Annotated in this window: 10 protein-coding genes and 1 pseudogene; 4 read left to right on the plus strand and 7 right to left on the minus strand. The window is 31.8% G+C overall.

The annotated features are described in order from the left end of the window. Positions 1 to 21 precede the first annotated feature (21 nt). A complete protein-coding gene (locus tag ACK3CR_RS12975; protein ID WP_488975537.1) occupies positions 22 to 1,074 on the plus strand; it encodes a YncE family protein in 1,053 nt (350 codons plus the stop codon). A gap of 411 nt (positions 1,075 to 1,485) precedes the next feature. Here ACK3CR_RS12975 and ACK3CR_RS12980 read toward each other — a convergent pair whose 3' ends face one another. Then, positions 1,486 to 1,716 (minus strand): helix-turn-helix domain-containing protein, encoded by a 231-nt coding sequence (locus tag ACK3CR_RS12980; protein ID WP_488975538.1) that lies wholly within the window; start codon positions 1,714 to 1,716, stop codon positions 1,486 to 1,488. Between the two features lie 122 nt (positions 1,717 to 1,838). On the opposite strand from ACK3CR_RS12980, the gene ACK3CR_RS12985 reads away from it, so the two are divergent. Together ACK3CR_RS12985 and ACK3CR_RS12990 are read left to right on the plus strand one after the other, a co-directional pair. Then, positions 1,839 to 3,137, plus strand: a complete 1,299-nt coding sequence (locus tag ACK3CR_RS12985; RefSeq protein ID WP_488975539.1) for a GIY-YIG nuclease family protein — start codon at positions 1,839 to 1,841, stop codon at positions 3,135 to 3,137. Positions 3,138 to 3,252: 115 nt separating this feature from the next. Beyond that, positions 3,253 to 5,409 carry a type IA DNA topoisomerase gene (locus tag ACK3CR_RS12990; RefSeq protein WP_488975540.1) on the plus strand — a complete coding sequence of 719 codons (2,157 nt, stop codon included), beginning with the start codon at positions 3,253 to 3,255 and terminating at the stop codon, positions 5,407 to 5,409. 127 nt (positions 5,410 to 5,536) lie between these two features. On the opposite strand, the gene ACK3CR_RS12995 is transcribed toward ACK3CR_RS12990, so the two are convergent. Genes ACK3CR_RS12995 through ACK3CR_RS13010 form a run of 4 tightly spaced genes read right to left on the minus strand, consistent with a single transcriptional unit; the run spans position 5,537 to position 12,032 of the window. Next, positions 5,537 to 6,256, minus strand: a complete 720-nt coding sequence (locus ACK3CR_RS12995; protein ID WP_488975541.1) for a hypothetical protein — start codon at positions 6,254 to 6,256, stop codon at positions 5,537 to 5,539. After that, positions 6,234 to 7,979: a site-specific integrase gene (locus ACK3CR_RS13000; RefSeq protein ID WP_488975543.1), complete on the minus strand. Its 1,746-nt coding sequence runs from the start codon at positions 7,977 to 7,979 to the stop codon at positions 6,234 to 6,236. The genes ACK3CR_RS12995 and ACK3CR_RS13000 overlap by 23 nt, the downstream gene beginning before the upstream one ends. Before the next feature lie 11 nt (positions 7,980 to 7,990). Further along, entirely contained in the window at positions 7,991 to 10,702 is a 2,712-nt protein-coding gene (locus ACK3CR_RS13005; RefSeq protein WP_488975544.1) for a hypothetical protein, read from the minus strand. Further along, positions 10,683 to 12,032 carry a site-specific integrase gene (locus tag ACK3CR_RS13010; RefSeq protein WP_488975545.1) on the minus strand — a complete coding sequence of 450 codons (1,350 nt, stop codon included), beginning with the start codon at positions 12,030 to 12,032 and terminating at the stop codon, positions 10,683 to 10,685. Before ACK3CR_RS13010 ends, ACK3CR_RS13005 begins: the two co-directional genes overlap by 20 nt. Before the next feature lie 207 nt (positions 12,033 to 12,239). On the opposite strand from ACK3CR_RS13010, the pseudogene ACK3CR_RS13015 reads away from it, so the two are divergent. Continuing rightward, positions 12,240 to 12,908 (plus strand): annotated as a pseudogene (locus ACK3CR_RS13015) (DNA topoisomerase); the annotation flags it as partial. Positions 12,909 to 12,937: 29 nt separating this feature from the next. On the opposite strand, the gene hxlB reads toward ACK3CR_RS13015, so the two are convergent. Together hxlB and hxlA are read right to left on the minus strand one after the other, a co-directional pair. Further along, positions 12,938 to 13,495 (minus strand): 6-phospho-3-hexuloisomerase, encoded by a 558-nt coding sequence (hxlB, locus tag ACK3CR_RS13020; RefSeq protein ID WP_243513483.1) that lies wholly within the window; start codon positions 13,493 to 13,495, stop codon positions 12,938 to 12,940. 3 nt (positions 13,496 to 13,498) lie between these two features. Next, complete coding sequence (gene hxlA, locus ACK3CR_RS13025; RefSeq protein WP_243513478.1) at positions 13,499 to 14,131, minus strand: 3-hexulose-6-phosphate synthase; 633 nt, start codon at positions 14,129 to 14,131, stop codon at positions 13,499 to 13,501. Positions 14,132 to 14,183: the final 52 nt, after the last annotated feature.

Raw genomic sequence — 14,183 nt, forward strand, 5'->3', positions numbered from 1 at the left:
CTAAAATGAAAGGGGAAAAAAATGTTTAATCCATATATGTACCCTCAAAGAAATGTGTATTATAATAATCCGCATATTTATAAATCATATCATTCTCCTGATAAAGGATTAAAAAAAACAAACGATTATATAAGAAATAACACTTCTACACCTAAAAAAGTTAAAGTTGAAGTTCACGCCTTCAATCTTCGCACACCAACTCATATGGAATGGACCCAGGATGGCAGGCTTTTAGTCTCTGAACATACTGCTGGAGAAGTAAAAGATATAACACATGGTGGAGATTTAAAAGATGTAAAACCATTGGCGTACGGATTACAGGGACCATCAAGCATCCTTCCATTGCCAAATGGTCGTATTCTAGTAGCTGAAGCATGGGGGAATAGAGTAACTGACATTACTTATGGTGGAAATGCTGCAGAAAAACCACCATATTTAAATCTTAGTGAGCCATATAGTTTGTCAACTTTAAATGGGAAGATTTACGCTACGGAGCAAAAAGAATTATCTAATCTAGAACTATCTGAAATTACTGGTGCTAGAGAAGTAGTTAGTGAAACTCAACCGATTGTAACAGGAATTCCTGTTACTCCTTTACCTGGACTTGAAGGTTTGTCACCGTATATTGATATGCAAAACGTAATCGGGTCGACCAAGTGTGGTTCATGGACGATAGCTATTCCAACTGATATAGATTTTGGTTACCCAAGTAATGGATTTTCAAGGTCAGAAGGATTATATTTAAGTTGTTCAGTCCTAGGACAAATCATCAAGGTTCCAAAAGAAGGTGGAAACTATTTTGACCTTATAGATAAAGGTCATTTGTTTGCATGGGGGTTAGATTTCTCTGGTGGTATGATAATGAACAGAAAAGATGGCTTGATATATGTGACTCAACCACTTAAAGGGACAGTTATGGCTATAGACCCAAGTGATAAAAGGGATTACCGATTCGATCCTCCAGTTGTAAAGGGTCTAAGTATGCCTACGTGTGTAAGGTTTAGTCCAGACGGTAAAAATATGTTTATTTGCTCTATGACTACAGGAACCATTTGGAAAGTAACAAATTTTTAATGATAAAATGTATTGCTTTTTTTCATTTCCAATTTAGAGACTGCATATTTTAAAAGTAATAAACAAAGATTAGTCATTTAATTAAACAGATTTAGAATTAGTATATTTAAAGAAATCAGGAAAATGATGTAGATTTAAGGTAATACAAAAGCGCTCTCCATTATTAGAGGGCGTTTTTGTTATCAACGATGCTAAAATGGTTCTCCATAAATTTGGTGAAAGCTTCTGCATGATATTATAGTAGTAAACAGTCATGTAGGAGGGATTCATATAAATTTATAATCATTTGAAGTGGTTATAAGATATGTTAGGGGAGACGTATGTTCATTGGAATAAACTGTTTTACAATAAAAGCACAAAGGAGCAGCTTTTGATAGCTGCTTCTTTGTGCTCTAATAATATGCTGTGGTTTTATTTTTGCTGTAAAAGATCTTCTACATCTTTCACTATTTTATATGGTTTTATTTCTAATACTTTTGAAATGGAAAACAATGTATTAATAGTTGGTTTCCTTTTTCCTCTTTCTAAAAGGCTTATGAAAGTACGATCTAAATTTGCTCCAAAAGCCAACTTCTCTTGACTAATAGAACGTTCTAGACGATATTTCTTTATTACTAACCCAAATGCTTGCTCAATATCCAAGAAACCACGCCCTTAAAAGTCTATAAGACTATTCTTAAAGAGCAGTAAGGTTTGTTCTACAGACTATAGTCTACAAGTGTATTTTTTTGTAAAATATTCTTAAATAGAAGGGGGTTAGGATAGTGCACCTTTATAGAAAAATGAAAGAAACCATTAAACATTTTCAGGAGATGTATTTGAGTGAAAAAAAAGAAAAGGAATTAATTGATAGTGAATTAATCAATACTCAAAATAAACTTATGAGAATGGAGGAAGAAAATAGAAAGGTACAGAAATATGTTCATGAATTAACAGGAGAGTATAAAAACATAAATGACAAGTTATCCATATATGAAATAGAAAAACAAAAATCTGATCAGGAAGTGTATAAACTTCAAGAACAAAATAACTACTTACGGGATTTACAGCGTTCATACTTGGAGAGAATTAATAATCAAGTTAAAGAGTTATTAAGTCTCAAAATCCTTGTTGAATATTACAGTTCAAGTAAACATGACTTTAAGTATGAGAATAGAAAATCTATACTAATTATTGTAGAGAAGGTCCTTTTATTAATTAAGAAATTACTTGTTATGGGGAATCAAAAAGTTAGAAGGGTAAGAGTTATTTATGAAATTAAAGAGCAATTGGCTCAGTACGAGAGCTGTTTCTATAGAAATAATTTCAAGTTAGATTCAGATGCAAGGAGGATTCTAGAAGGAATTAATGTGTACCTTGAAAAATGGGAAAACTTTTATCAAGGGTACAAATGGAATTCAAAATCTGTTGAAGTTAGAGATGTAAACTATCTTGAAGAACTTTTGCGAGAGTTACGATACCTTAGTTTATATAAACGTTTTGAGAAATATAATGAAAAGATTGTAGAAGTAACTGTCCTGTATCAGATTTTAAAAAGTAAAAGGAAACTTCCAAGTAATTATTCATTGAAGAGGTTTAACAGTGAAATAAAAATATTAGCTAAACAAAGATATATTAATTTAGAGAAGTATATTATTAATCGAGTTTTTCCAGGTGAAATATATACATTACTTAAATCATTTAATGAAATTGAATATAGTTTTAAAATGATAAAAACTTATGGCATGTATCATTTACTTTATATATATGGAAATAGTGATGTTAATACAGTTAAAGTAGGAGTGACGAAACAAAATTTAGCAAATAGATATATGAAAGCTGACGAAAGTTATAAAAATCATTTTCCTACACATGTACTTCAGGAGGTAAAGGTTATAAAGAGTTTAAATGCTCTTAATTTAGAGTCCTATATAAAAAGTAAATTTAAACAACAACGTCATCCACTATTTAATTCTACTGAATGGTTTCTACTTACAAAATCTGAATTGAAGTATTTCTTAAATGATGAGTATAAACAAGATAGTGATTTTATGAAAATACTTAACTACAAATTAGATATATAAATACCCCAACTAGAGTCCATTTTTACCCATTATATTGTAAGAAGCTTTTATATGATAAAATAATAAAACTGAGCCAGTTTATTTTGGGAAATTTAAATGTAAGGTGATTAATTAGATGAAGTTAATTATTGCAGAAAAGCCATCTGTATCGAAGAATATTGCAGATGCATTAAAAATAAAAGGACGACAAGATGGTTATTTTGAGGGAAATGGGTATATTGTGACATGGGCATTTGGGCATTTACTTCAGTTATATGATGCAAAAGATTATGACGACAAGATGTCTACATGGAAAATGGAAAATTTCCCATTCATTCCTCAAGTCTTTAAGTATAAAGTTAAAAGTAATCCCCGGGATAGAGAAAAACCTGATACAGGTGCCAAGAAACAGTTGAAAATTATTCAAAGTTTAATGAGACGACCGGATGTTGAGGGAATTATCTCAGCTTGTGACTATGATCGTGAAGGCCAAGTGATAGGTGATAGTATCATTTATAACCTTAAGACAGATAAAACAGTTTATAGACTATTATTGAATGAATGGACACCTACTGAAGTTATCAATGGACTAGAAAATATTAAATTAAATACGGAGTTGAAACCCTTACAAGATGCGGGGGTGAGCCGTCAGTGGGCTGACTGGATTATTGGAATTAATCTAACATCAGTAGCGACTCTTAAGTATCAAAAAGGTAAAGGGAAAGCATTAAATATTGGTCGAGTACTCTTACCAACACTCAAGATCATTTATGATCGTGATAAAGAAATTGAGAATTTTGTGCCGGAAAACTATTATAAATTAAAAGCCACGTTTAAAACCAAGGATCAGAAAGAATATGAGGGAATCTATACTGAAGGCAAAGAAGAAAAATTTAAAAGCATGGAGCCTTTGAAAGAGATTCAACAATTGTTAAAAGATAAACAAGGGGTCATTCATAACAAGCAGGTCCAAAAGAAAAAGGAATATCCCCCTTATTTATTCAATTTATCAAACTTACAAGGATACATCACTAATAAATATAAGGGATGGACATCTGACAAGGTTCTAAAAGTAGCCCAGTCACTATATGAGAAAAAATTTATCACCTATCCCCGCACATCCAGTATTGCTCTTGAAGAGAGTCTTGTTGGAAAAACAGCTAAAGTTCTTGAAACATTGGCTGCAGACTTACCCTATAAAGAAGAAATTAAATTTATCAAGTCTAAAAGAGTATTTGATAATTCAAAAGTAGAAAGCCATAGTGCTATAATACCTACTTATCTTAAACCTAAAAAGCTGTCAGCAGATGAAGAAAATGTTTACCAAGCTATAAAGAATAGGTTTATTATGCAATTCATGCCAGTTGCTGAGTATGAAGAGACACGAATAGAAACAAAAATTCTTAATACTCCCTTGAAAGGCATATTTATTTCTAAGGGGAAAGTCCAACTTGTAGAGGGATGGAAGAAAGTAGAGAGAATCCAATCAAAAGATACTATTTTACCCCTAGTTCAGGTTAATGAGGCTGTAGATTTAATAAAAAATGAAGTTACCTCCCATGTAACAAAGCCACCGAAGCCTCATTCAGAAAAAACTCTATTAAGAGTAATGGAGACATGTGGGAAAAATTATGATAGTGATAGCGAGGAACAAGGAGACTTGGATGCTATCCTAAGTGGATTTAGTATAGGTACGCCAGCTACGAGAGCAGAAACAATTAAAAAACTAAAAGATGTAGGTTACATTTCTACTCAAAATAAAAACTTAATGTGTACAGACTTAGGAAGAAGATTAGTCGAAACTTTCCCAATCAAAGATTTGTTCAATCTTGAATTTACAGGCCGATTAGAAAAATCCTTATTTGATATTGAGAAGAGGAAGTTTAGTAAGGAAGAATTTTTAAAATTGATATTTAACTTTACTACAAGGTCTGTAGAAATGATTAAAAATGAGAAAGAAGTAATTATCAATGAGGTAACCTCACAGCGTAAGCCGAACGAAGTGCTCGGAAAATGTCCTATTTGTGGACATGAAGTGATTGAAGGACAAAAAGGGTTTGGATGTAGCAACTGGAAGAATGGATGTAAATTTGTAATTTGGAAGAATGACAAGTTTTTAGCAACAATGAAGAAGAAGCCTACAAAAACGATGGTAAAAGGTTTGTTGAAAAATGGGGTCGCACAGGTTAAGGGATTAACCAGTAAAAAGGGTAATAAATTTGACGCCTATTTACGTTATGAAAAGAACAAAGATAATGATTACTTTAGTTGGAAAATGGAGTTTAATAAATAGTATTATAATCCATTACACTATATAGAGCTTATAGTGGATTTAATTATCTTTAAAAGTATTTTTAGTAAAAGGGGCCTGTTTATATTATTATACAGGCCCTTACACTATTTAATATTACCTAATCTTTTTAGAAAATATCATTAAATTCATCAGCTAAAGTACGTTCTTTTCGCATAGGAATAACGTTATCAGATTGTAGCTGTGAACTTGTTGATTTTTCTTCGAACCAATTATAAAAGTCTATCGGATTGCTGAACATATTTTCTAGAGCACACTTAACCATAAGTGTTTGTTTTTTTCCAGTAGTAAGATGATTAACTATAGGTGTTTCTTTATTGGAACTATATCTTAGTAATTTAAAAAGCAAGTCTTGGCAATATTCTAGTCTTTCTTCTGTGGCTAATACTTTGTCCTTATATTCTTGGGCTTTTTTTTCTGTTTTTATGAGCTTTTCTTCTAGGGCTTTCTTTTGTTTGAAAGATTTATAGAGTTCAGACTCAAACATCAACATTTCAGATATGAGTTTTTCTTTATCGGGATAGTACTTATTAATAACATCAGTAAAATTAAAAATATGATTATTCAACAATTCAGAAGTAGATAGTTTATGTGTGAAGACCTCGTTCGCTTGATCAATCATAATCCTTCCTAATCGCTGCTTCTTTCTCCAGAAGTCCTCCCCCATACTTGTAGGAAATCTACCTTGCTCAACCAATTCCTTATTATAAAGATATATATCCTTATAACTAATATCTCCATTTACTTTTTTTTCAGTTTTATATAAATAAATAATCTCGTTAATTTGTTCCTTAGTTAGTTTTGCTTTACGACCTATTCTTCTGTTCATCTTTAGCTTCCCCCAGTATCTTAAGATGAGTAATTTCTTTTATAGTCTCTTTTATTTGATATGAAGTTGATTTCAAACTGTTGATGTTAGATAGATTCATTTTAGAAAATTCGTCGGAAATCATAGTAGAATGTAGATTTTTAATGAATATAACAAGTTCTTCTACATTTTTTTTGCTTTTAGAGACTTTTTCTTTAATAATAGAAGATTTTTGATTTAATTCTTGAGGTGTTACTCTCCAATGACTACAATATATACAATCTTCCGTTTCACATCGTTGTTGGTCATCAGAACAAAAACCTATTTCTTTTAAAGGTTCTTTAAATCCTTGTGTTGTAGGTGGCTTGAAGGCCTGAAGGACAATATCATTAGGAATGTATGAAGTTAATGTAAAAGAATCTTGTAATAAAAAGCTTTTATTATTATCTTGTTCATTAGAATTCGGTGAATGAGAAAACTTAAACTTCTGTAATAGTGCAAATACTTCAGAGTCTATCCAATATTCAGTATGTTGAGCATAATTTAATTGCATAGAAAGTGTTCTATGATTGGCTAAACGAGCAATCTCAATAGGAGAGATTCCTTGCATCATCAAAGAGAATACAGCTAAATGTCTTGAATCATTAGGAAGAACTTGATTTTCTTTTGATATGTTAAAACCATATTTTTGATATACAATATCTTTATAGAAGTTTTGAATTAATAGACTAAGTTGACCTAAATGAAAAACTTTATTATTAATCTTACGGTTTTCCCTTGTACTACGGATTTTGTTAGAGCTAGTTTTTAAAATAGAATTATAAGAGATTAATGTTTCAGATTCGCCATATTTGTCAGTATATGTAATGTAATTAGAAATTAATTCGAGTAAAGTTGTATCAATGTGAATTTTATCAACAACATTCGGATGTTTTTTAGGGTATTTATGTCTAGGAAGGATAATGTAGTGTTTCCCGTTATCCTCTTTCAAACAATTTCTCTCTATATTACAGAACTCTGATGGACGTAAGGGAATAATTGTAGTTAAGTTCCACCATATTATGATAGGATAAAATGATAAAATTTGGTTATCATCCAATTTTGAATTTTTTAGAGATCTAATTTCTTCATAGAACATATTAATACATTGGGAAAAGATTAAAATATCTCTTGAAGGAGGTAAAGCGCGAATACTATTTTTCCTCCGTATTTTCTTTTTTAGATTTAATAAAGGTTTTATATAAAGTTCTCCATGTTCAATATCTGAGTAATCAAAGAAATGTAGCATTACATGAATTATATGTTGCTTTTCTTTATTAGATATTTCCTGTGTTGATGCTAGTGTATTCATAAAGTAGTTTACATGGTCTTCATCCTTACTAAGTCCATAAGTAAGTTTTAAGACTTTAATTAAAGAAGAATAGTAATATGTAACTGTACTTATGGCGTATTGAGAAATCAATCCGCAAATCCAACATTTCACAATTGTTTTAAAGCTATTCAATGAATCCCTTGGTTCTATATATTGGTCTATCAGACTAAATTGAAACTTATTTTTTAAACCAGTATTAAGGTTGTCAGCATAAAATACCCAAGTGTTATCGTCAAAATTCCCACTATACAAGGAAGTTTCATTCTGTAAACTTAACTTTGCTGCTTCAACACTTTCTCTCAATACAAAAGAGGAATCAGCTAATATGTTTATTTGTTCAGTGTTAAGAGAGGTAGAATTTTTTATGTTCATAATAATGCTCCTTAACTTTGAGAATTGGATATTTGAGATAGTGAAATTCTTTTGAAGTTTTCTTGTAAAGTTTCACTTCCACCTTCAACAAAACTATATACGGTATCCTTTCCGAATATTTCTATAGCTCTTCTCCAATGATCAATTTCAAGATAACAAAGGTTAGCCATCTTTTTCTTTTCAATCTCTAATCCCTCTTCATGAAATTCTGTTATCTTTTGAATCCTAGATGTTAAACTATTGGCAAGAGAGGAAAGGGCGTAAAAGTTAGGAATAGCCATAGAACAGTTTTTACAGTGCCTATGATCTTTAATACAATTATCAGGACCAACTAGACATTGAAAATGGTCTTCTTTACTTGGTAAAAGTTGTGCATCAATTTTAAACATATATTCTATAGCTTCATCTAACCCCATACTCAGAATCATTTCAGAAACACTTTTTTTCTCAGCTTGTATAGTATTCAGAAATCCTGCTGTACACTCAATATTGTATACACCACCAAACTTTTCCTTAATTTCAATTATCTCTTCTGTTCTCTTTTGTCTATTATTCGTATGGCCCAATATTACATTAGAAAATAGGTCTGGTATATATCCAAAATTACCTCTCTGGAATAATTGCCTGGTTAGAGTGTCTAGTTCCTCTTCTGGAATGTGGATATAAATATTAGTAGTTTCAAAGTTGAAATGAGCACGTAAGCGTTGAGCTACTTCTAATGCAGCTTGAGAATGACCTTTCTGTACAAGCAGATGATAGGTATATGACAATAAAGAGCGATTCATTTTCAAATTTTCAAATTTAAAATGCTTATCAAAATGTTCAAAAAAGACTTTTCTTATTGGTAAAGTAAACTCATTTCTTTTGGTTCGGAAATTTATTAAATATTTATAGGTCGGGGTCATCATAGATGTTCTTAGTTCACAAATTACGACAGCTGTCGCTACAGGGATTGTGAGGTCTTTAGAACAGAAAAAATGATTAGCAGCATTAGTTTTTGTTGTTTTTAAATCCTTACTCATAATTTGTAATATTATATGCCTCGCATCCTCGTAACTTAAGTCGTTCCGTTTTAACCATGCAAGGTTTATATTTGATACGGACAGTCTCTCTAGATTAATTCTAGGAAGTCTCACGATGTCTTTATGCCTCCAAGCATTATTAAGATGTAGGAGTACATACAGCCATGCAGAATCGTAATTTGAATTCTGAGTAAGTGATTGTTTCATGTCATTGTTATTAGCTATTTGTTTCTCAACGTAGTAAATAGCATTGTTTTTGTGTAAAGACAAATTACTAACAAATTTAAATAGTTCTTTATATTCCTTAAAAGAATATATAGATTTAGGTTTTTCATGTTTTTGTTTTTTATGAGGGTTTGAAAGCCGTTCTAACCTAAATAGCTTATTTTGTGATGTATTAAAAAGATTTCTATAATTCATTTTTATAAAGGTGAAAAATATTTTCTGATAAGATAATGGAACACATTCATTAAATAAGTGTAAGTTAATATCATTTGAGGTGAAATCAAATATTTCTTTACTCTTCAATAAATCGGTTAATAATTTTGTGCATTTTACATATTTAAATATTGTATAGTGAATTGTTTCGGAACTTTCAATAGTAGTTGCTAAGAGATTATTTATAAATAATCTCCATTCTTTGAAAGTAGAGGAATTCTGAGTTGATAAGTCAATCCCTAACTCTTTAAGTGCATGAGTGTAAGCATCCATATAGTCAGAAAATGAGGTAATGATAGTTTTTAAATTATTTTCTAAAACGACTTCATCTACAATTTTTTTAGGATAAATATAGTATAAGCGTTCGTGTGGGACTATCCCTCGAAAAAGAGTAGGTGCTCTTTTTCTTGACTCTTCAATTTGACTGTGAGCACTTTGACGTTGAAGGTTAAGGAGGTGTTGGACTTCATGAGCTGTGTAGTAGTCTTTTCTCAGCTTCTGTTGTTTTTCTCTCAAAGTATATATATGATCCCTATCATAATGGCGTATCCCACCTAGTATAGTATCAGTCAAGTTATTCTCTTTTCTCACTTCCTTCCATTGTGCTACAGTTAGATTTAGTATTTTCCTTGCTTCACTTGTAGGACAAAATCTTTCCGTATTATAAACTTTACCTTTAATTACGGTTCCATTCTCGTTAGTTCCATCTGGTAAGACTTTCTCATTATACTTAGTTATAAGAGACTCTAAACACTTTCTAGAGTAGAATATATGATGGTAGGATACATAGACTTTAGCTATATCATTTCGTTTTATAATTTTTCTCAGAGTCATATCGCCTGCATTGAGTTTTTCTAAGGCTTCTTCGTGGCTAATATAGCTCCTAAGAAATTGATCTAAAGATTTCTTTGTAATATAAATATCATTTCCAAGACTTGAAAAATCAAGAATCTTATCATCTATGAGTTTTAATATAGGCTTTTTATAACTTGCTAGTCGAAATTCACCCTTAAATTTGTATTTATGGCTAATTAACAGCCTCGCGGCTTGCCCTATAGAGAGGCAATCTTTAGATATTTGTTTTTCTCTTTCTATATATTCTTCAAGTGAATTAAGTTCAACTTTCCTAAATCCATCACTATCTTCAATAACTTTTATTAGGCCTTGTTTTTCCAGTCTTTTTAACTTTCCAGGAGAAGCTTTGACATGCATGTATGTAGGGTCTTTATATATTTTATTAAAGTTAACGAAAGTATCTGTCATACTTTGGAACCTCTCTTATCCAAGCATTTTTTAACATAGTTTGGTCTATAGAGCCTAATTCTGCTGTCTCCACTCTGAATAACTCATTTTGAAGTTCCGTAATACGTTGTATAGTAGTTTTTTTCTCTACATAATCTAAAACTGAAGTAATATTAGTATCACCTCTAGCGATAGCAATTTGTAAAACACTTAAGCCCATATCCAGCAAGAAATTAGTAAAAATACCTCTACCGATATGAGTAGACCAATATGAATCCTTTAGGAAGAAATAGTCTTCTTCTCGACCTGGGGTATCACTCAATCTCTTTAAAAAAGATTTCTTAACTTTTTTGAACCGTTTTTCAAATACTTTACCAGACATTGCGTTACCGTTATTATTGTAGAACATGATATAAGGGTTCTGGAGATATCCATTTTTAAGCTTTATGTTTAAATCATCTATGTGAGAATCATAGTAGTCCCATAATAAGTCACTATTTATTATCATCTGGGTAGCCAAAGGAGTTTCCAAGTGATTTAGTCGTTTAGGATTTTCACAACTTGTATCTTTAAGATGTGGAAAGAGAAGGGAGCGATTATCTCTAATTTTCACAGACATAGACTTTCTAAGTTTAACCTCCATATCGCTTCTTGTTATGTTTATAACTTCTCCACGTCTAAGGCCTCCGAAGAACTGAAGACATAATGCAAATGAAATTTCAGGAGCTATCTGTCTAGATTCTTCTAAGAATTCCACAACTAATTTGTTTCTATTTACTCCAAAGTCCTTTAATTTCATAAATTTATTATTATTATGTGCTCTAGGTGGATACCTTGTTCCTAACTCTGCTGATCTGAAAGGTGATGCCTTAATCCAATTCCCTTTTACGTCTTGGTACTGTTTGAAGTCGATATGCTGTTGTAACAAAGATTTCTCCTCTAAAAATAAATAGAATTCCTTTAGATAGTTTTCATAATAAAGCAATGTGCTTCTTTTTACTCCCGTATTTGTAAGATAAGTTAAGTAGTTACTTCCATGTTTTAAGTTTAAGCCTCCTATCCCACTTTGAATCAGTTGTGTAAAATCATTATCATTCTCATTAATCTTTCTCAGTAAGTAATTTAGAAAACGACATATAACATAGGCAGGTGCTTTTTCCGTATTAATGCTGCTACCTTGATACTCATATCTATAACGAATAAAATCTGTAATGGGGTGGGGAATAGATATTTTGTTCTTCTTATCATATACACCGATACTAACTACACGTTTACTTGTATTTTCACCATTCCTCCTAGATTCCTCAATTTCATGTTCTTTTACCACAAATTTAAAGTTTGTAAGAGACATAATATAGGTGATGCTCCTTTCTTCTCTTTTTAACTCTATAGTCTACTACCATTATGCATAATTGTATAGCAAATTTGAATATTAAAAATTCTAACCGTTTTGCCCTATATAATCCTCTATGGGCAAAACAGTTATGCAAAGTTCAACTTATATAAAGGTTTTATAGTGATTTTGTAAGTTATAACCCATAAACGTACCTATAAAGCGGGGAAAAACGTTGATGGAGACGATGAAGAAAGCGTGAGTGCTGTTTTAGATGGCTTTAGTATTGGTACACCAGCAACCCGGGCTGAAACGATTAAAAAATTAAAAGACGTTGGCTATATTGAAGGTCAAAACAAAAACCTTGTCACAACAGAGCTTGGTCGCAAGCTTGTTGAAACATTTCCGATTCAAGATTTGTTTAATCTAGACTTTACAGGACGACTTGAAAAATCACTGTTTGATATTGAGAAAAAACAGTTTACAAAAGACGATTTCTTGAAGCTGATTTTTGACTTTACCACAAAGTCGGTTGAAACGATTAAAAATGAGAAAGATGTAACAATTAATGAAGTATCGTTACAGCGGAAACCAAACGAAGTGCTTGGTAAATGTCCTGTTTGTGGACACGGAGTAATTGAAGGACAAAAAGGGTTTGGCTGCAGTAATTGGAAAAGCGGTTGTAAATTTGTAATTTGGAAAAATGATAAATTTCTAGGCTCAATGAAGAAAAAACCAACGAAAACGATGGTTAAAGCGCTTTTAAAGAACGGCATTGCGCCTGTTAAAGGACTAACAAGTAAAAAAGGCAATAAGTTTGATGCGATGCTGCGTTATGAGAAAAATCCAGATAATGATTATTATAGCTGGAAGATGGAATTTAATAAAAACTAAAGAAGAGGCAACTGAAGTTGCCTCTTTTTTTATTCAAGATTTGCGTGTTTTCCATACATTTTGTTTGTATCAAGTTCTTTATAATGCATAAATCGAAGAATTAATGCATCGAAAAAGAGGAGCATTATTTGTTCAAATAGAGAACCCATTGGCTGGATCGTTTCATGAAAACTTCCATCTTGATCTTTTGGAGCACCTGGCAATGTGACTGTCGTGTCTGCCATTTTCCCAATCGTTGAAAGAGGAGAAAGGGTAACAGATGCGATTGTGCCGCCGACCGTTTTTGCTTTTTCCCCAATGGCTGTTAATGTTTTCGTTTCACCTGAGCCTGTACAAAGAATGAGTAGATCGTCTTTTTCAAATGTAGTAGTCACTGTTTCACCAACAACATAGGCATCAATCCCCATATGCATCATTCGCATTGCAAACGATTTGGCTATAAATCCAGATCTGCCAGCACCTGCAACAAAAACTTTTTTTGCTCCTGCGATATGACGCAAGAGCATTTCAGCTTCATCACTTGAAATCAGTGGAGCAGAGTGTTCAAGCTCTTTCACAATTTTATTGAAATAGTGAATAGTATCCATTATTTAACCTTTGTTAATAAGTTCTTTAATGCTTTTTGCAGCAGCATGTTTGTCGTCTTGTGTTGCAATACCTCCGCCAACAATAACAAGATCTGGCTTTTGTTTAATGACTTCAGGAAGTGTTTCTAGCTTAATGCCGCCTGCAACAGCTGTTTTTGTATTTTTAACAACGTTTTTAATTGTAGCAAGATCTTCAAATGAATTTTTCCCAACTGCTTGTAGGTCATAGCCTGTATGAACGCAAATATAATCAACGCCAAGTTCGTCAAGTTCTTTAGCACGAGTTTCGATATCTTTAACAGCAATCATATCTGCTAAAATTTGTTTTCCACGTTTTTTCGCTTCTTTAACAGCTCCTTTAATAGACTGATCTTCTGCGGCGCCTAAAATTGTAATAATGTCTGCTCCAGCTTCAGACGCTTGAGAAACTTCATAGCCTGCTGCATCCATAATTTTAAGGTCTGCTAACACTGTTAAGTTTGGAAACGCATTTTTCATTTCTTTCACAGCTTTTAATCCTTCATTGATTACAACAGGTGTACCTATTTCAACAATATCAATATGTTCTTCAACTTCTTTTACAACTTCAATTGCTTCTGGGATATTTACAAGATCTAAAGCTAATTGTAATTTCATGTGTAGATTCTCCTTTTTCTTTTAAATTTGATAAATAATGTGAATGTGGTAG

The sequence above is a fragment of the Priestia sp. TRM10 genome (genome assembly GCF_057808375.1).

What these genes read in the sequence shown, in the direction of transcription:
- hxlB (WP_243513483.1), bottom strand. Translation starts at nt 13,495, where the DNA reads ATGGATACTATTCACTATTTCAATAAAATTGTGAAAGAGCTTGAACAC.
- ACK3CR_RS12995 (WP_488975541.1), bottom strand. Translation starts at nt 6,256, where the DNA reads ATGAACAGAAGAATAGGTCGTAAAGCAAAACTAACTAAGGAACAAATT.
- ACK3CR_RS13000 (WP_488975543.1), bottom strand. Translation starts at nt 7,979, where the DNA reads ATGAACATAAAAAATTCTACCTCTCTTAACACTGAACAAATAAACATA.
- ACK3CR_RS12975 (WP_488975537.1), top strand. Translation starts at nt 22, where the DNA reads ATGTTTAATCCATATATGTACCCTCAAAGAAATGTGTATTATAATAAT.
- ACK3CR_RS12990 (WP_488975540.1), top strand. Translation starts at nt 3,253, where the DNA reads ATGAAGTTAATTATTGCAGAAAAGCCATCTGTATCGAAGAATATTGCA.
- hxlA (WP_243513478.1), bottom strand. Translation starts at nt 14,131, where the DNA reads ATGAAATTACAATTAGCTTTAGATCTTGTAAATATCCCAGAAGCAATT.
- ACK3CR_RS13010 (WP_488975545.1), bottom strand. Translation starts at nt 12,032, where the DNA reads ATGTCTCTTACAAACTTTAAATTTGTGGTAAAAGAACATGAAATTGAG.
- ACK3CR_RS13005 (WP_488975544.1), bottom strand. Translation starts at nt 10,702, where the DNA reads ATGACAGATACTTTCGTTAACTTTAATAAAATATATAAAGACCCTACA.